Source organism: uncultured Stenotrophomonas sp. (assembly GCF_963519925.1).
In the GTDB taxonomy this organism is placed as follows: Bacteria; Pseudomonadota; Gammaproteobacteria; order Xanthomonadales; family Xanthomonadaceae; genus Stenotrophomonas; species Stenotrophomonas maltophilia_AE.
The window spans coordinates 1-18954 of sequence record NZ_CAUQPH010000012.1; the positions used below are offsets into that span (position 1 = coordinate 1).

The 18954-nt window shown below is 68.8% G+C and carries 20 protein-coding genes; 10 read left to right on the forward strand and 10 right to left on the reverse strand.

The window, feature by feature from the left end; genetic code table 11:
- From RWO33_RS04080 to RWO33_RS04095, 4 genes are all read right to left on the reverse strand, one after another.
- A partial coding sequence (locus tag RWO33_RS04080; protein ID WP_314102386.1) for a sigma-70 family RNA polymerase sigma factor occupies window positions 1-1020 on the reverse strand: 1020 nt, incomplete at its 3' end.
- A 57-nt stretch (window positions 1021-1077) separates the two neighbouring features.
- Window positions 1078-1488, reverse strand: coding sequence for a VOC family protein (locus tag RWO33_RS04085; protein ID WP_314102485.1), 411 nt, complete (start codon window positions 1486-1488; stop codon window positions 1078-1080).
- Between the two features lie 13 nt (window positions 1489-1501).
- Entirely contained in the window at window positions 1502-1927 is a 426-nt protein-coding gene (locus RWO33_RS04090) for a VOC family protein (protein WP_314102388.1), read from the reverse strand.
- 27 nt (window positions 1928-1954) lie between these two features.
- Complete coding sequence (locus RWO33_RS04095; protein WP_145481361.1) at window positions 1955-2374, reverse strand: YciI family protein; 420 nt, start codon at window positions 2372-2374, stop codon at window positions 1955-1957.
- Window positions 2375-2586: 212 nt separating this feature from the next.
- On the opposite strand from RWO33_RS04095, the gene RWO33_RS04100 reads away from it, so the two are divergent.
- The gene (locus RWO33_RS04100) at window positions 2587-2961 is read left to right on the forward strand and encodes a YciI family protein (protein WP_314102390.1); all 375 of its coding nucleotides are present in this window, start codon (window positions 2587-2589) and stop codon (window positions 2959-2961) included.
- Between the two features lie 4 nt (window positions 2962-2965).
- On the opposite strand, the gene RWO33_RS04105 is transcribed toward RWO33_RS04100, so the two are convergent.
- Window positions 2966-5047 carry an NHL repeat-containing protein gene (locus RWO33_RS04105; RefSeq protein WP_314102392.1) on the reverse strand — a complete coding sequence of 694 codons (2082 nt, stop codon included), beginning with the start codon at window positions 5045-5047 and terminating at the stop codon, window positions 2966-2968.
- Window positions 5048-5189: 142 nt separating this feature from the next.
- Here RWO33_RS04105 and RWO33_RS04110 point away from each other — a divergent pair, with 142 nt between their 5' ends.
- The gene (locus RWO33_RS04110) at window positions 5190-6692 is read left to right on the forward strand and encodes a tetratricopeptide repeat protein (RefSeq protein ID WP_314102394.1); all 1503 of its coding nucleotides are present in this window, start codon (window positions 5190-5192) and stop codon (window positions 6690-6692) included.
- A gap of 13 nt (window positions 6693-6705) precedes the next feature.
- Here the strand turns inward: RWO33_RS04110 and RWO33_RS04115 are convergent, their stop codons facing one another.
- On the reverse strand, window positions 6706-7479 hold the full coding sequence (locus RWO33_RS04115; protein ID WP_145481357.1) for a lytic transglycosylase domain-containing protein: 774 nt from the start codon (window positions 7477-7479) through the stop codon (window positions 6706-6708).
- A gap of 198 nt (window positions 7480-7677) precedes the next feature.
- Between RWO33_RS04115 and RWO33_RS04120 the strand changes: the two genes are divergently transcribed.
- The 3 genes from RWO33_RS04120 (at window position 7678) to RWO33_RS04130 (ending at window position 11511) form a co-directional block, all read left to right on the forward strand.
- Window positions 7678-9279: an EAL domain-containing protein gene (locus tag RWO33_RS04120; protein WP_314102396.1), complete on the forward strand. Its 1602-nt coding sequence runs from the start codon at window positions 7678-7680 to the stop codon at window positions 9277-9279.
- 144 nt (window positions 9280-9423) lie between these two features.
- On the forward strand, window positions 9424-11034 hold the full coding sequence (locus RWO33_RS04125) for an ABC-F family ATP-binding cassette domain-containing protein (RefSeq protein WP_314102397.1): 1611 nt from the start codon (window positions 9424-9426) through the stop codon (window positions 11032-11034).
- A gap of 99 nt (window positions 11035-11133) precedes the next feature.
- Window positions 11134-11511 carry a MerC domain-containing protein gene (locus tag RWO33_RS04130; RefSeq protein WP_314102399.1) on the forward strand — a complete coding sequence of 126 codons (378 nt, stop codon included), beginning with the start codon at window positions 11134-11136 and terminating at the stop codon, window positions 11509-11511.
- A 91-nt stretch (window positions 11512-11602) separates the two neighbouring features.
- Here RWO33_RS04130 and RWO33_RS04135 read toward each other — a convergent pair whose 3' ends face one another.
- On the reverse strand, window positions 11603-11977 hold the full coding sequence (locus RWO33_RS04135) for a hypothetical protein (protein ID WP_314102401.1): 375 nt from the start codon (window positions 11975-11977) through the stop codon (window positions 11603-11605).
- 110 nt (window positions 11978-12087) lie between these two features.
- Here RWO33_RS04135 and RWO33_RS04140 point away from each other — a divergent pair, with 110 nt between their 5' ends.
- Entirely contained in the window at window positions 12088-12513 is a 426-nt protein-coding gene (locus RWO33_RS04140) for a hypothetical protein (protein ID WP_314102403.1), read from the forward strand.
- 276 nt (window positions 12514-12789) lie between these two features.
- Here the strand turns inward: RWO33_RS04140 and RWO33_RS04145 are convergent, their stop codons facing one another.
- Window positions 12790-13275: a transposase gene (locus RWO33_RS04145; protein WP_314102405.1), complete on the reverse strand. Its 486-nt coding sequence runs from the start codon at window positions 13273-13275 to the stop codon at window positions 12790-12792.
- Between the two features lie 156 nt (window positions 13276-13431).
- Between RWO33_RS04145 and RWO33_RS04150 the strand changes: the two genes are divergently transcribed.
- Both RWO33_RS04150 and RWO33_RS04155 read left to right on the forward strand, forming a co-directional pair.
- Window positions 13432-14334, forward strand: a complete 903-nt coding sequence (locus tag RWO33_RS04150) for an MnmC family methyltransferase (RefSeq protein WP_314102408.1) — start codon at window positions 13432-13434, stop codon at window positions 14332-14334.
- A gap of 117 nt (window positions 14335-14451) precedes the next feature.
- Window positions 14452-15384 carry a GAF domain-containing protein gene (locus tag RWO33_RS04155; protein ID WP_314102410.1) on the forward strand — a complete coding sequence of 311 codons (933 nt, stop codon included), beginning with the start codon at window positions 14452-14454 and terminating at the stop codon, window positions 15382-15384.
- A gap of 204 nt (window positions 15385-15588) precedes the next feature.
- Here the strand turns inward: RWO33_RS04155 and RWO33_RS04160 are convergent, their stop codons facing one another.
- Both RWO33_RS04160 and RWO33_RS04165 read right to left on the reverse strand, forming a co-directional pair.
- Window positions 15589-15762, reverse strand: a complete 174-nt coding sequence (locus RWO33_RS04160; RefSeq protein ID WP_314102412.1) for a hypothetical protein — start codon at window positions 15760-15762, stop codon at window positions 15589-15591.
- Between the two features lie 107 nt (window positions 15763-15869).
- Window positions 15870-16682: an alpha/beta hydrolase gene (locus RWO33_RS04165; RefSeq protein ID WP_314102487.1), complete on the reverse strand. Its 813-nt coding sequence runs from the start codon at window positions 16680-16682 to the stop codon at window positions 15870-15872.
- A 226-nt stretch (window positions 16683-16908) separates the two neighbouring features.
- On the opposite strand from RWO33_RS04165, the gene RWO33_RS04170 reads away from it, so the two are divergent.
- Window positions 16909-17304, forward strand: a complete 396-nt coding sequence (locus RWO33_RS04170; RefSeq protein ID WP_145481340.1) for a BlaI/MecI/CopY family transcriptional regulator — start codon at window positions 16909-16911, stop codon at window positions 17302-17304.
- Window positions 17301-18830, forward strand: a complete 1530-nt coding sequence (locus RWO33_RS04175) for a M56 family metallopeptidase (RefSeq protein WP_314102415.1) — start codon at window positions 17301-17303, stop codon at window positions 18828-18830. Before RWO33_RS04170 ends, RWO33_RS04175 begins: the two co-directional genes overlap by 4 nt.
- Window positions 18831-18954 lie beyond the last annotated feature (124 nt).

An 18954-nucleotide genomic window follows, 5' to 3' on the forward strand; every position in this document is an offset into this window, starting at 1 on the left:
GTTGAGTTCCACCACCGGCGAGGGCTGCACCTGCGCAAGCCGCGCATACAACGCGGCCATGCGCGCCCAGTCGGTGTCCTCGCTGCGGCGTGCCCGCGCATGGCAGTCGGCAATCGCCGCCTGCAGCACATAGCCATCATCGGCCCCGCCCAGCGCCAGCGCCTGCTGCAGCGCGGCCTGTCCGCGCGCCACCTGCAGGTGGTCCCAGCGCGTGCGGTCCTGCTCCGGCAGCAGGATCGGGTTGCCACGCGCATCCACCCGTGCCGCCGCGCGCGAGGCCTGCAGTTCCATCAACGCCAGCAGGCCGTGCACCTGCGGCCAGGCCGGCAGGCGCTGCTGCAGCACACGGCCCAGCCGCAGCGCTTCCTCGCACAGGGCCGGGCGCATCCAGTCATCGCCACTGCTGGCCGCATAGCCTTCGTTGAAGATCAGGTACACCACCGCCAGCACCGACCCCAGCCGCTCGGGCAGCGCCGCCTGGCGCGGCACTTCGAACGGCACCTGCTTTGCCGCCAGGGTGCGCTTGGCGCGCACGATGCGCTGGGCGATGGTGGGTTCCGGCTGCAGGAAGGCGCGGGCAATCTCCTCGGTGGTCAGCCCGCCCAGCAGGCGCAGGGTCAGCGCCACCCGCGCATCGGCCGACAGCACCGGGTGGCAGGCCACGAACATCAGCCGCAGCAGGTCATCGCCGATATCGTCCTGCAGCGCGTCGCTGTCGTCGGGCAACGGCAGCGGCTGCGGCTCCAGTTCGCTGCCCCACTGCGCGTGCTGGCCGGCCACGCGCTGGTGCTGGCGCAGTACGTCGATGGCGCGATTGCGTGCGGTGGTCATCAACCACGCTCCCGGATTGTCCGGGACGCCCTGCGCTGGCCATCGCTCCAGCGCGGCCAGCCAGGTGTCCTGGGCCAGTTCTTCGGCACGCCCGATATCGCCGCCCAGCATCCGCGCCAGGCGTGCGATCAGGACCGGCGACTCCATGCGCCAGAGGGTATCCAGTCGTTGTGTCAGGCCAGCATCCATGCCGCGAATCAGAGCATCCCCCTCCGCGCCGCACAAGCTGCGGCGCGGGAGCGGGCGTCAGCCGGGTTCGCCGTCCATGTGTGCCACTTCCCACAGGTGGCCGTCCGGGTCCTCGAAGCTGCGCTGGTACATGAAGCCATAGTCGCGCGCCTCGGTCGGTTCCTTGCCGCCCGCCGCCAGCACCTTTTCCAGGGTCTCATCCACCGCGGCGCGGCTGGGCGAGGACAGCGCCAGGATCACCTGCGCCTGTGCGCGTGCATCGCCGATCGGGCGGTTGATGAAGGTGGCGAAGAAGTCCTCCAGCAGCAGCATCAGCATGATGGTGTCGCTGATGTTGAAGGAGGCAGCCTTGTCATCGGTGTAGGTGGCATTGGGCGCGAAGCCCAGCGCGGTGAAGAACGCCTTGCTCTTTTCGAGGTCGCGAACCGGCAGGTTGACGAAGATCATCTGGGGCATGTCGGACATGATGGGTTTCCTGTGATCAGTAGGGCTTCATGCAGTTGACCATCCACGGCTTGCCGTAGCGGTCCTGCAGCATGCCCCAGCGCTTGGCCCAGAAGGTTTCGCCGATCGGGACGGTGATCGTGCCGCCTTCGGACAGCGCCGCGAACACGCGCTCGGCTTCTTCGACCGACTCCACCTCGATGTTGATGGTGGTGGTGCCCTGCCCCTCCGAGGGCGGGCCATCGGCGGCCATCAGGATCGCGCTGCCCACTTCAAGCTGGCTGTGCGCGACCAGGTTCGGGTCGACCGGGCCGGGGGCATCGCCGCAGCCTTCCATCGTGTCGTCCTGCGGCATGTCGCTGTACTTCATTTCCGAGGTGACCTTGCCACCGAGTACCTGGGCGTAGAACGCCATGGCGTCGTGGGTCTGGCCGTTGAAGCCGAGGAACGGGATCAGTTTCATGGGAATCTCCAAATGGCGTTGGGTGGGTCAATCGGCTTGGCCGATACGCTCGCGCAGACGCTGTTCCTGCTCGCGTAATTCGGGAGTGAAGGCTTCACCGAAATCGGCTTCGGTGTAGAACGGGCGGATCTCCACCACGTCGCCGGGCAGGAACGGGGCACGCTTGAGCCATTCGGTCGCTTCGTCCACCGAGCGCACCTGCCACAGCCAGAACCCGGCCACCAGCTCGCGGGTTTCCGCGAACGGCCCGTCGATCACCTGCGGCGCGTCACCGGTGTACGCCACCCGGCGGCCGTGGCGGCTGGGCCGCAGGCCATCGCCGGCCAGCATGATCCCGGCCTTGACCAGTTCTTCGTTGAAGGCGCCCATCGCCCTCAACAGTTCCTCGCTGGGCAGCACCCCGGCCTCGGTGGCCTCGGTCGCCTTCACGATCACCATGACTTTCATCGCGTTGTCCTCGTTGCCGGCCCGGTTGGCGGGCCCTTCACTGGTTACGACGCCCCAGTGGACCGGAAATCGACACGCCCGCCAAAAAATATTTCGATCCCGCCAACGGGCGTCGCCCCCAGCCCTGAACGGGCGGGTGGCGCTGCACTGCAACAGGCTTGTCGCGCAGGCTGGGGCATCATGTCCGCTCCCCCGCACCGTGGGCCCCGGCCATGCAATTCCTGCTGCTGATCTACATCGACCCCACCCTGCTCCAGGACGTGCCGGCCGAGGAGTACGACCGCATCATGCGCGGCTGCATCCAGCACGCCGACACGCTGGAAGCCCAGGGCACCCTGGTACTGGCGCAGCGGCTGGAGCCGACCGACCAGGCGCGCACGCTGCGCACCCGTGCTTCGCAGGCGCGGGTTACCGATGGTCCGTTTGCCGAAACCCGCGAACTGCTGGCCGGCTTCAACCTGATCAATGCGCGCGACCATGAGGACGCGATGCGCATCGCCGAGCAGTTCCCGTGGTCGCGGTTCGGCAGCATCGAAGTGCGGCCGGTGGCCGACATGGATGCCGAGCGGGTGCGCGTGGGCGCTTGATGCATTACCGCAGCGACACCTTCAGCTCGCGTGCGCCCACCGCTTCGTTTCCGCTGTAATCGCGGGCGCTGGCACGAATGATGTAATCGCCCGCGGGCAACGCGTCGGGCCGCCAGCGGCCGGTTTCCACCAGGCCATCGCGTACGGTATTGGTCACCAGGTAGCGGAAGCGCGTGACCGCGCTGCCATGTACGGTGATGCCACTGTCCGGCGCATACGCCACCACCGTGGCGCTGTTCTCGCGCGGCATGCGGTTGAACACGATGTTGAAGCGCGGTTGTTCGTATCCGGCCAGCGGCGTGCCGGCCGCATCCAGGACCTGGTAACCCACCTGGTAGGCGCCCAGCCGGCGGCGCGGCAGGTTGCGGTCCACCTGGTCCCAGGCCTCCACCACGATCTGCACGCCCGGACCGTCGCGCGGCACCGGCACGCGGCCGTCCGGCCCGGCCTTGATCGGCTGGTCCAGGTCATCCAGCAACGCCACCTCGGCAATGCGCGGTGCGAACGTATCGGCGTAGTCCACGAAGCCCAGTGCCACCGCGTTGCGCTGGAAACCGCTGGCACCCACGCTCAGGTGCACGTGGGCCATGCGGTTGATGCTGCCCAGCGGCTCGCCGGCCTTGAAGCGCGTCCCCCGGCGCACCCGCACCCGTTCCAGTTTTCCGTCCAGGTCGCGCAGCTGCGGCCAGCGCGCGTCGAACGCGCGGTCGCGCGCATCGCGGCCCACCTTCATGTGGATGTAGCGCAGCCGGTCCAGCGACAGGCCTTCGCCCTGCCCGCCAACCGCCCAGCTCGAGTACGGGCTGCTGACCTTGGCGTCGGCGATCGCCAGCACGGTCTGGCCCACGTCGCCGCGGATGTCGAAGCCATCGTGCAGGTGGTGCCGGCTCTCGCCGCTGAAGTTGCCGCGCACCTCGCCCAGCGTGCCCACCACCTCATGCCAGCCCAGTTGCGGTGCCAGCGGCCAGCGCCCGCCGGTGTCGGGCAGTGGCGCATCCGCGGCCGGACCGATCAGCGCCGGTACCGGCGTGGCACCGGCGGACAGCGCGCGCAACCGGTGCACGCGGTACGACGCGGCGTCCGACAGATACAACCCACCTTCCGCATCCAGTACCAACCCCGCCGGTCGCGAGAAGCGCGGCTGCGACGCCGCGCCGCTCAGCACCAGCGCATGGCCCAGTGCGGACAGCTGCACCACCTTGCCGTCGAAATCACTCGCGTACACCACGTCATCATGGGTAATCGCCAGCGCCATCGGCCCGTTGAGCAGGCTGTCCCGGCCCAGCAGCGTATCCACCGTACCGTTAGGCGCCAGGCGACGGATCGCGCCATTGAGCATGTCGGCGATCAGCAGGTTGCCGTGCGAATCCAGTGCGATCGCCACCGGCGTGTCCAGCCGTGCACCCACGCCGGCGCCGTCCACGTTGCCCGGTGCGTCGCCGCCGGCCAGCGTCCGCACCTGGCCATCCGGCTCGATCACGCGGATCCGGTCGTTCCAGGTGTCGGCCACGAACACGCGGCCGCCGTCATCCACCGCCACGCCCATCGGCCCATCGAATCGCGCCTGCGCCGCCGGGCCATCGGCGTAGCCGGCGGTGCCATCGCCCGCGATGGTGCTGACGTTGCCATCGGTGCCGATCCGGCGGATCACATGGTTGCCGGTGTCGGCCACGAAGACATTGCCGGCCGCATCCAGCGCGATCGACGACGGCGTATTGAACTGCGCCTGCAGCGCCGGTCCATCGCGCCAGCCCTCGCCCTGCCCGGCCAGGGTGTCGACCCGGCCGTCCGGATATACCCGGCGGATGCGGTTGTTGTCGCCGCCATCGGCTACGTACAGCACGCCCTGCGCGTCCCGCGCCAGCCCATACGGGTCCGCGAACCGCGCCTGTGCGCCCGCGCCATCGCGCAGGCCGCCGACGCCGTCACCGGCCAGCAGGGAGATGTCCGGGGTCCAGCCCAGCGCGGTCGGCGCGGGGCCCGGCGGTGGTGGCGGCAGCACCGGTGTGCGCAGGAAGGTCCAGGCCAATGCCGCAGCCACCACCACCGCCACCAGCAGCGCCATCGTCCATCGTGCACGCCTCATCGCGTTCCTTGCCTGCCGCCGTTCGGGTCATGACCTTAGCCGCTTGTCGCGCGCCTGCAAACCCTGCGTCCCGCGTGCGTGGCTTGTCTGGATGCCGCGTTCCGGTTTCAATCGGGATCCAAGCCACGCAAGGAAGCACCGCATGACCTGCCGCACCGCCAGCGCGCTCGCCCTGTTGTTGTCACTGTGCGCCGCGCCCCTGGCGACCACCGCCGCAGCGAGCGTGGACGCCACCGCCGCTGTGTCCGGGCCCGAACGTGCGTTCCAGGCCGAAGTCGGCGAAGCGGTGCAGCAGGCCCAGCGCGGGGACAGTCTCGGCGCCTCGATCATGTTCGAGCGGCTGCTGGCCGACCCGCGCCTGGCCACGCTCGGCACCGATGCGCGCAGCGATGTCTGGGCGGCTGCGGCGATGGTGGCGGCAGAACAGAAGGACTTCGCGCTGGCCACCCGGCGCCTGCAGCAGGCACTGTCGATCCATCCGCACAACGCCTATGCGCACCTGCGCCTGGCCTGGTTCCAGCTGTTCGACGGTCAGCCCACGGCTGCCGCCGACAGCGTCATCCGCGGTGCTGCCGACAGCAAGGCCTCGCCGGACATCAGCAACGAGATGGTCTGGCAGCTGGACGGTGAACTGAAAGACCTGCCGGAAAAGCGCCTCGCCCTGCTGCAGGCGCTGTTCGACAGCGACTGGAAGAACGACGGCGTCGAACCGGTGGAACTGTGGGCGGTACTGGCCACGCTGCAGGTCGAGCAGGGTCACGGCGACAGGGTAGCGGCCACGCTGGAGCGCATCGATGCGCCCATCGCGCTGGTGCGGCTGCGCAGCGACAAGCGCTTCGACCGCTACCTGCGCCAGGACGACACCCGCTTCGACCCGGTGGCGGCGGCGCGCCGGCAGATCGACCGGCTGCGCGTGGAGACCATGCTCCGGCCTGGCCTCAACGACACCGCCGTGGAGCTCGCCACCGCACTGATGATTGCCGGCGAGCTCGGCGACGTGGTCGGCATGACCGACCGGCTGGCCGCCGTGGCCGATGCCGCCACCGAATCGCCCGGCGCGGAAGCCGGCGCCGCGGCCTGGATGCTGGACACCCGCAGCCGCGCCCTGCGCCGACAGGGGGAAAACGACCGCGCCGTGGCCAACCAGCGGATCGCCGTGCGCGTGGCCGGCGGCCCTGCGGTCAGCCAGCGTCTGAACCTGGCCGCGATGTACATGGCCTTGCACCAGCCGATGATGGCGCGCGAGGTGCTGCGCGGCGTGGACGGCGACATGAGCGTGCATGGCGCCAGCACCCATGCCCTGGTGTCGCTGATGGTCGCGCGGCAGCTGCGCGACGACGATGCCGCGCAGCGTGCGTGGAAGGTGCTGCAGGAAAACCGGACCCGCACGCCCGGCCACTACCGCGATGCCCTGATCGCGGACAACCGCATGGACGAAGCGGCGCAGGCACTCATCGCGCAGCTGGCCGACCCGATGGAGCGCGGCCAGGTGCTGCTGGAACTGCAGGACATGCGCACCGGACCGGTGCTGGAAGGCGAGCGGGACTTCCATGCGCGCTGGAAACAGATGGAACAGCGTGCCGACGTGCGGACGGCGGTGGAACGGGTGGGCCGCGTCGCGACCTGGCCGCTGTTCTCCTACTGAGCCTGCCGCCGCACTAGCGCGCCGGCGTCTCGGCCTTGAACCCCATCGCTTCGCGGTAGCGCACGTACAGCGCGCTCACCTTCTCCACGTAGGTCAGTGTCTCGGCATACGGCGGCACGCCTTTGTACCGGGTGACCGCGCCAATGCCCGCGTTGTAGGCGGCCGCCGCCAGGGTGCGGTCGCCCTTGTAGCGGACCAGCAGCGCCTTCATGTAGCGGGCGCCGCCGTTGATCGACTGTTCGGCCGACAACGGATCGGCGACGCCCAGTTCGGTGGCGGTGTCCGGCATCAGCTGCATCACCCCCTGCGCGCCCTTGGGCGACACCGCACCGGCATCGAAGTTGCTTTCGGCATGCGCGATCGCGCGCAGCCAGGCATCGTCCACGCCGGTGGCCCGCGCAGCGGCCTTGAACTGTTTCGCATGCCGGTTGAGCTGTGGGGCGCCGACCTTGCCCAGCCCTTCGTGCGCCGGTTCGCCGGGCGGAGTGGACACGGTGAACTTCAGGAACACCCGCGACCCGGGCAGGTTGCGCGTGGAGTACACCAGCTGCCCGTCCTGCTCGCGCTCGTAGAGGGTGCCGCTGAACACCCCCATGTTTCCCCACAGGTTGGGTGTCTGCACCGCGCTGTCGTCAATCTGCTGCGCTTTGCATTTCGACCCCGGCTCGGGCGCCGTGGCCAGGCTCACCGTATTGCCCTGCACGCAGCGGTACACCGTGCGCGCCGCGGCCGTACCGGGCATCAACAGCGGCAGCAGGGCCAGCACGGCGGGCAGCAGGGGCTTCATGGTGGCGCGATCATCCTGCCGGGCGCGCGAACCGCAGGTGAACCCGGCGCCGGACCTGTCGGCTTCACCTTGCCTCGGCGGCCCGATGCCGACACTGGGGAAAACCCGACAGGAATGTGCGGGAAGCCCTGTTCCCAAGCGTCGGCTCAGATGGTCATATAGCGCTCATTCCCACGCCCCACCGGCAGAGAGGTCCGCTTGAAGCGCGTCAGCATCATCGCCGCCATCGCGCTCGCCGCCGTGCTTGGGGCCATCCTGCCCATGGCCGCGCTGCTGTACGTGAGCTGGAGCCGCGCCCAGGTGGCTGAAGCGGATCGCCTGCAGGGCACCGCCGAACGGACCCTGCAGCGCGCCCACCGCGCCTACGAAGGCGGCCTGCTGGCCCTGCGCAAGCTCAACCAGTCCGGCCTGCCGCCCTGCTCGCCCGAACATCTCCGGCTGATGCGCAGCCTGGCCCTGGCCACCACCTCGGCCGAACAGGTCGGCTACTTCGCCGAAGGCCGGCTGCAGTGTTCGTCCTGGGGCCAGGTCGACGCACTGGTGCCCGAACCCACCCCGGACCACATCACCGCCGACGGCGCCGCCATCACCCTGGGCGTGAGCCCCGGCGCGGGCGACCTCACCGGCACGCTGGTGTCGGTGCAGCTGGGCCGCCACGACATCCTGATCGACCCGGAACGCTTCGTCGACGTCATCGCCGACCCGAACGTGCGCCTGGCCGTGGCCACGCCGGACGGCCGGCTGATCGCACAGCAGCCGATGCCCGACCCCGAGCTGCTGCACCGCCTGCTGCGCGAACCGGAAAGCGGACATACCCCGCGCACCCTGTACGCCACCGCACATGACCAGGAATGGCTGGCCGTGGCCACCGCGCCGTGCGTAGGCCTGGCCACCGCCTTCCAGCAGCAGTTCTGGCAGCTGTTGCCACTCGGTGCGGTGGGCGCGGTGCTGGCCATTGCCGCAGGCATCTGGCTGTCGCGCCGGCGCCTGTCGCTGCGCAACGAACTGGCCATCGCCGTGCGCCGGCGCGAATTCCGCATGCACTACCAGCCCATCATCGAACTGGACACCGGCATCTGCGTGGGCGCCGAAGCCCTGGTGCGCTGGTCGCGCGCCGACGGCACCCAGGTGCGGCCGGACCTGTTCATACCGGTCGCCGAAGAAACCGGCCTGATCGAAGCGCTCACCGACCACGTCATGGACCTGGTGCTCAGCGACATGCGCGAGCTGCTCATCCACGACCGCAGCGCGCACATCGCCATCAACTTGTCGGCGGGCGACGTCAGCAGCGGGCGCGCGTTGAAGGTGCTGTCCGGCAAGCTGGTCGGCACCGGCATCCACCCCCAGCAGATCTGGCTGGAAGCGACCGAGCGCGGCATCCTCGACATCCAGGGCGCGCGCACCTCGCTGGCCGCCGCCCGTCGCGCCGGGCACTGCGTGGCCATCGACGACTTCGGCGTGGGCTACTCCAGCCTGCAGTACCTGCAGCAGCTGCCGCTGGATGCGCTCAAGATCGACAAGTCGTTCATCGACTCCATCGGCACCCACAGCGCCACCAGCCCGGTCACCTCGCACATCATCGACATGGCCCGCACCCTCGGTCTGTTCACTGTCGCCGAGGGCATCGAAACCTCCGCGCAGCTGGCCTACCTGCAGTCGCGCCAGGTGGAATTCGGCCAGGGCTGGCTGTTCTCGCGCCCGTTGCCCGCTGCCGAGTTCATCGCCTTCCACGAGGAGCGCCGCAAGCAGTACGGCAAGGCCCCGGAAGACATGCAGAAACCCGCCGGCATCGCGGAGTAGGACTGCGCTATCATCAGCGCGCGGCATCCAGCCGTCCCCGTAATGAGGTGTGCCTGCATGCGCCAGTAATGCCGCCGTCGTCTGACGGCCAGTCTCCTTCCCGCCCTGTCCGCAGGGGGAGTCCTTGGCATTGCTGGAGGTCGCATGACCGCATTCGCTCTCACGCTCGACCGCGTGACCCACACCCTGCCCGATGGCCGGGTGCTTTTCTCCGATCTTTCCGCCCACTTCGACGGCACCCCCACGGGTCTGGTCGGGCGCAATGGCGTGGGCAAAAGCCTGCTCGGCCGGCTGCTGGCCGGCCAGCTCGCGCCCACCCGCGGCCACATCCAGCGGCAGGGCCACGTGCATCTGCTGGCCCAGCACAGTGGCACGCTTCCCGGCCGCATCGCCGACCTGGCCGGCGTCGCCCCCGTGCTGGATGCGCTGGACCGCATTGAAGCCGGCAGCGTGGCGCCGGACGATTTCGCCCTGGTGGGCGAGCGCTGGACCCTGCGCGAGCAGCTGCAGGCGCAATGGCAGCGACTTGGGCTTCCCCCCCTCGACCCAGCCGCACCGGCGGCCCGGCTCAGCGGCGGCCAAGCCATGCAGGTGGCGTTGGCCGGCGCCCTGCTTTCCGACGCCGACGCACTGGTGCTGGACGAGCCCAGCAACCACCTCGACAGCACCCATCGCCAGCGCCTGATCGACGCCCTGGCGCAATGGCGCGGCGGCCTCATCGTGATCAGCCACGACCGCGCCCTGCTGCGGCAGATGCAGCGCATCGTCGAACTCAGCCCCAGCGGCCTGCGCAGTTACGGCGGCAACTACGACCACTATGCCGCGCAGCGGCAGGACGAACAGGCAGCCGCCGAAGCGCAGCTGGCCCTGCGCAGGCGCGAGCGGCGGCAGGAGCAGGCCGCCCTGCGCGAGCAGCGCGAACGCCAAGAGCATCGCCAGTCGCGCGCCCAGCGCGACGCACGCAGCGCCAACCAGGCACCGATCCTGCTTGGCGGCATGAAGAACCGCGCCGAGAACAGCGCCGGCCGGCTGCAGGCGCAACAGCTGGAGCGCCGTGAGGCAGCCGACACCCGGGTACGGGAAGCGGCAGCCGGCGTCGATGTTGCGGTACAGATTGCGATGCCAAGCCCCAGCCTGGCCGCGCCCGGCCCGCAGCAGGTCGCCGCCCTCGCAGGGGTGACGCTGCCCTGGGTGCTGCCGCCGTGGCAGCGCATCGACCTGACCCTGCAACGCGGCGATCGCATCGGCGTGCGCGGCCGCAACGGCAGTGGCAAGTCCACCCTGCTGCGCGTCCTGGCCGGCGCGCTCGCGCCGCTGGCAGGCGAGGTCAAGCGCGCAGCAAGCGTGGCCCTGCTCGACCAGAGCCTGTCGTCATTGCCCGCCGAGGACTCCGCGCTGCAACTGCTGCAGCGCGCGAACCCGCAGGCCAGCGACGCCACGCTGCGTACCCGGCTTGCCCTGCTCGGGCTGGATGCAGAGCGCAGCCTGCGCCCGCTGGCCACCCTCAGCGGCGGCGAACGGGTCAAGGCCGCGCTCGCCGCAGTGCTCTACGCCGAGGTCCCGCCGCAGTTGCTGCTGCTCGACGAACCGGGCAACCACCTGGACCTGGCCTCACTCGCCGCGCTGGAACAAATGCTCAACCAGTACCGGGGCAGCGTGGTGATCGTGTCGCATGACCAAGCGCTGCTGGATGCAGTGCAGCTGACCCACCACCTTGATGCTACCGAACAGGGATGGGAGCTGCGCCTGCTCTAGTGCGAGGGCTTTGGTTCACAACGCCAGTCATGAAGGCGCCAGCTTCAACGCCCGCGCCAATGTTACTATATAACACCAACGCTCCAGCCCCCTGCGCCCATGAAACCTACCTCCGCCCTGCTCGACGCCGGGGCCATCGCCCTATCCACCCTCTGCCTGCTCCACTGCCTCGCCCTGCCGCTGCTCGCAGCAGCCCTGCCGTTGATGGGCGTATGGGCACAGGCGGAATGGGTACACATCCTGTTCGTCGCCATCGCCGCCCCCACCACCGGCTTCGCGCTGTGGCGGGCGAATCGCCAGCACCCGTTGCCTGCGTTGGCCCTGCTCAGCGCAGCGACCGGCCTGTTGCTGCTCCTGGCCGGCGCCGCCGGCTGGCCCAGCCACGACGCCGAGACCCCCATGACCGTAGCCGGCAGCCTGCTGCTGGCCAGCACCCACGTCTGGAACGCCTGGCGCCGCCACCGCCACCGCCACTGAGGCTGCCTGGACGCCTGCACCGCCCACCGCGGCACTGGGTGACCCAACCCCGCCGTAGAGCCAGGCCCTGCCTGGCTGCTCCACCCACCCACTACAACCGAAACAGCATCCCCAACAGGTAAAGCTTCAACGGCAACGCACTGATCACAGCACCGACACTCCCCACCCAAGGCCAACGCTCACGCCGCACCCGCGAACCGATGGCGCACAACAATCCCAGTATCAGACACGCCAACACGCCCAACGCCACCCCGGCATTCCCCACCAGGAACCGGGCTGCTTCAGGAGATGCCTGTGCAGCCGCGTAAGCAGCCGACACCAACGCCGGCGCCACCAGCCAGCTGAGCGCACCCAACAGCGGCCACCGCACGTTGCCGGCAGGTGCAACAGGCGTTGCAGCGGCGGGAGAAGCAGCGCTGGCTGCGCTGTCAGACGCCGGGTGCGGCGTGACGCTGGACTGTGGCATGGGAAGGCTCCGTGGATGGCCCCAACCCTACAGCATCGCCGCGCGTGCACACGCCCTGCGCAATGCCCGGTGCAAGCTGTTCCAACACCTGTCCCTGGGGGGGATCCGTCATGCGCTTGTTCCACATCGTGCTTCTGCTGCCCGTGCCGTTCCTGCTGTCTGCCTGCCGCGATGGCGACAACGGTCCCGGCATGCTTTCCTCCGACCCGATGCTGGGCTGTTTCTCCACCCATCCACGCAAACCGGCTGAGTTCCGCATCGAGCAGCAGCAAGGCCAATATTTCGTCTCCTTCAACCGCGACGACCAGTGGCAACGCGACACCACCCCGCTGCAGGTCTCCTCGCGCGCCGACATCGCGCGGTTCTTCAAGGACGACGTCGACCAGATCGACAAGGCGCTGGTACGCCCTACCGGCGGCTTCGGCATATTCCACTTCAATCCCGGTGCCACGCTCAAGGGAAAGGACAAGGACAGCGACTACATGGCGTTGGTGCTCATCGGCGCCGGGCCCGTGTTCCAGGTGAGCTGCCCCTGAGCGCTCCACCCATGGCGCGCCGCAGCGGCGAGCCCCGGATATGCAGCTGACGCCAGCGTTGCCTCGTCGGAGCGGTTCCCCTCCGCCCCCAGCCCCGGCGTGTCCGTTGCATCCCACAGTGCGCCGCCCGGTGCACTCCCCTTCCCCTGTGCGGCCCAGCCGTGCAGGCACCGGCGCGCTCCAGCGGGTAGCCAGCAGCCCATACCCCCGTATGGACGCTTTCCACCCCACTGGTACTGCAGCACCGCGCGCCGCGCGAGCATGACAGCTGGACGCTCAGCATGGCCCACTCCCCCTGTTGCAGCGTCGGTGGATCGAGCTGTACGGCCACTCGCACGCATCACGCACCAGCCCCTGCTCGACCGGCAGGTCGTGCACGTAGGCAACGTGCCGCTGCACGTCCTCGGCATCCCGCAGCCGATGTTCGCGGAAGTGGTCATGCCACAACGGCCGGACGCTGCGATCGCGGCGCACCATCGCGCGCGGAGGTTGGCCGGGCAGCTGGCGGTCGAACACCGCCTGGATGCGCAGCCAACGCCGATGACCACCCTCGTCGCCGGTCGGCAGCGTCCACACCCCATGCAGATGGTTCGGCAGCACCACGATCGCATTGATCCGGAAGGGATAGGCCTGCTGCGCCACGCGGAACGCGAGGCCCAGCACCTGCGCATGCTCCACCAGCAACCGGCTGGAGCGATCACGCAGATGCGCGCTGAAGAAGAACGCGCCGCCGGCTTGCCAGGTGTCGTGGTGAGTAGCCATGCCCTGCAGTGTGCAAATCCGCGCAGCCGCCAACGATCAGGGCAACACCTGCCTCCTCGTCAGCGCCCCACCCAACAACAGGTCAGCGCAAAAGCTCACTGATGCCACCCCACCGGGCCGCCCAGCTGAACCCGCCTTGCCGCCATCTCGGTTACGATGCCCACCCCTTCCCGTTCAAGCGGCTGGCTGCCCTGCAGCGTGGCCGGTCCTGCTCCCGTGCCCCATTACACCGGTCCCCTGCTCGCCCGCCCCCTTGCTGACGCCCTGGTCCGCGCACGCGATGCCGGTGCCACCGAATGGAGCGGCTCGCTCGATCTGGGACGGTCCACCGGCACCGCTCAGCTCGGCCCAGACAGCTGGCAGTGGAAGGGCGAAACCTACGCCTATCCTGGCAAGACCAAGGACCGCACCCTGTACTACTGGGACGGCGAGGAGTTCCTTGCGATATCGCGCTTCGGTTCGGCGCTGATCAAACTGGTGCCCACCGAGTGGGACGCACCTACCTTCGAGATCGACGGCATCAAGATGCTGCCCAGCGCGCAGGTGTCGCCGTACGAGGACGCGCGCCGCAAAGTGGCGCTGGTGGCGCCGGCTGGAAAGACCGTGCTGGATACGTGCGGCGGTCTGGGCTACTTCGCCGCCTGCTGCCTGGAAGCCGGGGTCAGCCGCATCCAGTCGTTCGAAAAGAACCCCGACGTGCTGTGGCTGCGCACCCTCAATCCGTGGTCGCCCGACCCGGACGCAGCCAGCAGCGGTGGTCGGCTGTCGCTGACCCACGGCGATGTTTCGCAGGCGATTGAAACACTCGAAAGCAGCTCGGTGGACGCGATCCTGCACGACCCGCCGCGCTTCGGCATCGCCGGTGAGCTGTACTCGCAGGTGTTCTACGACCAGCTGGCGCGGGTGATCCGCAAGGGCGGGCGCATGTTCCATTACACCGGCGCGCCGAACAAGCTCACCAGCGGCCGCGACGTGCCGCGTGAGGTCGCCAAGCGCCTGGAGAAGTCCGGTTTCAAGGCCGAACTGGCGCTGGACGGCGTGCTGGCGGTCAAGCGCTGAGCGGCAGCGGAGCCGAACGCGCGGGTGAACGCGTAGTCCTGCCTCTACCCGGGCTTAACCCGTGCCGGTTGCGTCTGTCCTAGGCTGGGCCATGCCCTACGCTTTCAAGGTACCCGCATGATCCAAGGCTCCACCCGCATCGACGAGACAGAGCGCCAGCGCGCGCTCGACGCCCTGCACATCGTGGGCAGCCTGCCCGAGCCGGCTTACGACGATATCGTCAAGGTTGCTGCAGCCGTCTGCGGCACCCCGATGGCGCTCGTAAGTCTGGTAGACCGCGAGCGGCAATGGTTCAAGGCCCGCGCCGGCCTGGACAGCATCCAGACCGAACGCAACGTCGCCGTGTGCGATCACGCGATCCGGCAACCGGACCAGTTGATGGAAGTGGGCGACCTGAACCTGGACGCGCGCTTCGCCGACAATCCGATGCTGAAGGAGATCGGCGCCCGCTTCTATGCCGGCATGCCGCTGGTGACCGAAGACGGCGCCGCCGTGGGAAGCGTATGCGTGATAGACGTGAATCCTCGCGAGCTGAACTCTACCCAGCGCGACGCATTGCAGGCGCTGGCGCGCCTGACCATGACCCTGATGGAGAGCCGAAGCCGCGAACGTGAGCAGCAGGTGGCCGCCATCATCGACCAAGCCGGCGCCGGCGAGGCAGGTCCGGCCGCCAAAGGCACCGGTGCCTTCACCGTGGTGATCCTGGAACTGCAAGATCTCTCCGCGCTGGCACAACGTCTCGGCGAGCGGGGGCTGGATCGCCAGCTGCAGCAGCTGGACCAGGTGCTTGAGCGCTGCCTGCAGCCCGATCGGGGTGACAGCATCAATCGCGTTACCGGCAGTGGTGAGTTTGTTGCCATGCTGGGCAGTGGCGATGCCAGCGAGACCGTGGCGAAGTTCGAGCAGGTTGCACGTGACCTCAGCCAGAGCATCGGCGCCGCATTGCTGCTGGGTACGGCATCCACGCAGATCGCGGAACCTGCCACCACTGTGTTCCTGCGCGCGGACCAGGCGTTGAGCGCGGCGAAGGACGCGGCGGCACGTCAGTGATCCCGCCCCGCAGGGGACGAGGCGTTACGTGGTGTCGCGCTCAGCCACGCAGGGCGTGGCTCTACGGGGTGTCGATTTCAAATGCACTTGGCGGGGCGAGACGTGGTGTCGCGTAGAGCCACGCCCTGCGTGGCTGAACGAAGCCGGCCTAAAGCAGGACACGCGTGGCGTGTCCCTACACGGCGATCCGGCGCTTTCCCGCCCTTACTCCCCGCGCGGCAACGTCTTCGCCCACATGTTGTCGACAAGATTGGGATAGGCGCGGCCATTCTCCTCCGCCCTCTGCCGCGCCGCTTCCTTCTGCGACGTCGACAGCGGCTGCCCCTTCTTCCCCTTGGGATTGGGCTTCTTCCAAGGCGGCGTAGTGGTCTTGCGCATTCAACTCACCCATGAAAAGAAGAAGGCGGGAACGCGCAGAACGCGCCCCACCTCCGCGTAGCGACACGCCATGCGTATCACACGCCATCTCTGCAACCTGGCCTACCTCACCGCGCCAGGAACGCAACCAACGCCGCATTGAACTGCTCGGGATGGCTGGCATTGCACCCATGCGGCGCATCCTGGATCAAAACCACCTCACTGCCCGGGATCGCCTCGTGCGTGCGCCGGCCCGAACCTTCATACGGCACCGTGCCATCGCTGTCACCATGCAGCACCAATGTAGGCACCGTCACCTTCTTCAGGTCTTCGCGGAAGTCGGTCGTGCCAAACGCCTTCATGCAACCCAGCGCAGCAGTCTGATCGGACTGCTTGCACAGCGCCACCGCCTCTTCCCGCTGCTTTTCACTGACCTTCAACTCGCCCTTGGCGCTGAAGAAGTCCTTGGTGAATCCTTCAAAGAACTCATCGCGATGGTTCTCCAGCCCCATGCGCATCTGCTCGGCCTTTTCCTCGGTGAGCGGACCATCCGGGTTATCCGCGGTCTTGAGCATGTACGGCGGCACGGCTGCGGCAAACACCACGCTACGCAGCCTCTGCTCGCCGTGGCGGGCGATGTAACGCGCCACCTCGCCACCGCCCATCGAGAAGCCCACCAGCGTGACGTCGCGCAGGTCCAGCTGTTCCAGCACGCCGGCCAGGTCGTCGGCCAGGGTGTCGTACTCGTAGCCATCGGCAGGCTTGTCCGAACGGCCGAAGCCGCGGCGGTCGTACGCCACCACGCGGTAACCGGCGGCTTTCAGTACCGGCACCTGCGCACGCCAAGACTCCGCGGAGAGCGGCCAACCGTGGATGAGTACAACGGGACGGCCGGTGCCGCCGGTATCTTCGATGTGCAGACGAACGCGCGATGCAGTCATGGAAAACCTTCGTGGTGCGAGTGAGGGTTCGACCTTAAAGAAGCACCCGCACGCCTCCCGTGAACAAAAACGCAGCTGCGCTGACATCGCCTGCACGCCATGGCCATCCCCTGTCCACATCCGCGCCAGAGCCGACGTGGCTGTCCCATTACTAATTACATAGTTGACACCCCGATCCCGGCGGGCGCACGATGCAGCCATCAACTAAAGAACCAGTAGAAGCCCCATGGCCCGCCCTCCTTCGCCCACGTTGACCGATTCCGAACGCCGCATCCTGGAAGTGCTGTGGAAGAAGAAGGAAGCCTCCGTGCGTGAGGTGGCCGAGGAGTTGTCGAAGAAGAAGCCGGTGGCCTACACCACCGTGCTCACCATGTTCAAAGTGCTCGACAAGAAGGGCCTGGTGCACCACCGCGCCGAGGGTCGCGCCTTCATCTACAGCGCCGCCATCAGCCGTGCTGAAGCGCGCAAGCAGGCGCTGGAAAACCTGATCAAATCGTTCTTCAGCGACTCGCCCGGCGCGCTCGCCCAGCACCTGATCGAGGAACACGACATCGACGCGGACGAACTGCAGGCGCTGAAGAAGCGCGTGGACGACGCCGCCAAACCGGGGAAAGCGAAATGACCGTGCACTGGACCCAGGCCCTCGCCAGCTTCGCCCTGCAACACCTCTGGCACAGCGCCCTGCTGTTCGCCCTGGCCACGCTGGTAGTAAGCCGCAGCCGCCTGGGCGCCGAGGCCCGCTCCTGGCTGTTCTGCGCCGCATTCGCCTTGGCAGCCACCTCCCCACTACTGGTCCTACGGCCCACCACACCACACACGTCAGCCCCCACACCACGCCTGGAAGCACCGGTAGCGCCGACCGTTGGTCGGCCCACGCACCCCCACCACCAACCGACCCCAACCAACCCACCCACCCTCCTGCAGGGAATGGCTCTGCTCTGGCTACTAGGCACCACCTACGCCCTGCTGCAACTCCTGCGCGGCATCGCCCAAGCCTCCACCCTGCACCGCACCTCCCGCCGCGCCCAGGACCTCAACGCCCTGCTCGGCCGCGACCTCCCCTACGCCACCACCGTCGCGCGCTCCGACTCCGTCGCCGGCCCCATGGTCGTCGGCCTGTTCGCCCCCCGCATCCTCGTCCCAACGCACCTCGCCGACACACTCGCCCCCGCCGCCCTGCGCGACCTGCTGCTGCACGAAGCCGCCCACATCCGCCGCAACGACCTCTGGATCGCCGCCGCACAGCGCGTCGTACTCGCCGTGTACTGGTGGAGCCCGTTCCTGCGCCTGCTCGGCAAGCGCCTGGACCTGGCCCGCGAGATCGCCTGCGACACCCGCGCCGCCGCGCAGGGCGGCAGTGGGCGCGGTTACGCCGACTCCCTGCTCACCGGCATCAGCGGCCTGGGCACCCCTGCGCGCGGCAACACCCCGCTTGCCGTAGCGATGTCCGGCAGCCGCAGCGGCCTGTCCCAGCGCATCGACAACCTGCTGCGCCTGGACACCGCCCGCACCGCCTGGACCACGCGCCTGCTGTGGAGCGGCCTGTGCGTGCTCGCCCTTGGCGGGCACCTCAGCGTCACCGTGGCAGCCACCCCGCGCCTCGGCACTGCCCCGCAGCGCGTCGTGGACGACGAGCCCGCACGTGACGCATCGCCGAACGCCGAGCGTCTCCTCGCTGCCGCCGCCGATGGCGATGTCGCTGAACTCCAGCACCTGATTAACGCTGGAACCGCGGTGGACACCAGCGTGCGCGGCGACGGCACCGCGCTCATCATGGCTGCCCGCAACGGCCAGCTCACCGCCGTGGACGCGCTGCTCGCCCTCGGCGCCCAGCCCGACCTGCATGCCACCGGCGATGGCAACCCGCCCATCGCCGCCGCGCGACGCGGCCACCTGCCGGTGGTGGAGCGGCTGGTCGCCGCTGGGGCCGACGTCAACCGCATCGTGCCCTACGACGAAACCCCGCTGATCAACGCCGCCCGCTCCGGCGACGTGGACACCGTGGCCTTCCTCATCGACCACGGCGCCGACGTCAACCTCGGCGTAGTGGCCGACGCCGGCCAGTGGCGCTCCCCGCTCAACCAGGCCCGCAACCCGCGCGTGCGCGATTACCTCGTGCAACGCGGCGCCCTCGCCGACCGCCGCTAGGCATCTTCCAACAGCAACGACACCGGGTGGCCGACGCCGACCACCCAAGGCCCCCTGCTGCCCGCACCAAGCCCCATCGCCCTGCTTTCCCAGCGGCGTGCATCCGCACGCCCCCGCTTCACGC

Bases quoted from the DNA above. Each gene is read 5' to 3' on its own strand.
- RWO33_RS04160 (WP_314102412.1), bottom strand. From the start codon at position 15,762: ATGCGCAAGACCACTACGCCGCCTTGGAAGAAGCCCAATCCCAAGGGG.
- RWO33_RS04125 (WP_314102397.1), top strand. From the start codon at position 9,424: ATGACCGCATTCGCTCTCACGCTCGACCGCGTGACCCACACCCTGCCC.
- RWO33_RS04090 (WP_314102388.1), bottom strand. From the start codon at position 1,927: ATGAAACTGATCCCGTTCCTCGGCTTCAACGGCCAGACCCACGACGCC.
- RWO33_RS04095 (WP_145481361.1), bottom strand. From the start codon at position 2,374: ATGAAAGTCATGGTGATCGTGAAGGCGACCGAGGCCACCGAGGCCGGG.
- RWO33_RS04110 (WP_314102394.1), top strand. From the start codon at position 5,190: ATGACCTGCCGCACCGCCAGCGCGCTCGCCCTGTTGTTGTCACTGTGC.
- RWO33_RS04165 (WP_314102487.1), bottom strand. From the start codon at position 16,682: ATGACTGCATCGCGCGTTCGTCTGCACATCGAAGATACCGGCGGCACC.
- RWO33_RS04115 (WP_145481357.1), bottom strand. From the start codon at position 7,479: ATGAAGCCCCTGCTGCCCGCCGTGCTGGCCCTGCTGCCGCTGTTGATG.
- RWO33_RS04130 (WP_314102399.1), top strand. From the start codon at position 11,134: ATGAAACCTACCTCCGCCCTGCTCGACGCCGGGGCCATCGCCCTATCC.
- RWO33_RS04145 (WP_314102405.1), bottom strand. From the start codon at position 13,275: ATGGCTACTCACCACGACACCTGGCAAGCCGGCGGCGCGTTCTTCTTC.
- RWO33_RS04135 (WP_314102401.1), bottom strand. From the start codon at position 11,977: ATGCCACAGTCCAGCGTCACGCCGCACCCGGCGTCTGACAGCGCAGCC.
- RWO33_RS04140 (WP_314102403.1), top strand. From the start codon at position 12,088: ATGCGCTTGTTCCACATCGTGCTTCTGCTGCCCGTGCCGTTCCTGCTG.
- RWO33_RS04170 (WP_145481340.1), top strand. From the start codon at position 16,909: ATGGCCCGCCCTCCTTCGCCCACGTTGACCGATTCCGAACGCCGCATC.
- RWO33_RS04155 (WP_314102410.1), top strand. From the start codon at position 14,452: ATGATCCAAGGCTCCACCCGCATCGACGAGACAGAGCGCCAGCGCGCG.
- RWO33_RS04105 (WP_314102392.1), bottom strand. From the start codon at position 5,047: ATGAGGCGTGCACGATGGACGATGGCGCTGCTGGTGGCGGTGGTGGTG.
- RWO33_RS04175 (WP_314102415.1), top strand. From the start codon at position 17,301: ATGACCGTGCACTGGACCCAGGCCCTCGCCAGCTTCGCCCTGCAACAC.
- RWO33_RS04100 (WP_314102390.1), top strand. From the start codon at position 2,587: ATGCAATTCCTGCTGCTGATCTACATCGACCCCACCCTGCTCCAGGAC.
- RWO33_RS04150 (WP_314102408.1), top strand. From the start codon at position 13,432: ATGCCCACCCCTTCCCGTTCAAGCGGCTGGCTGCCCTGCAGCGTGGCC.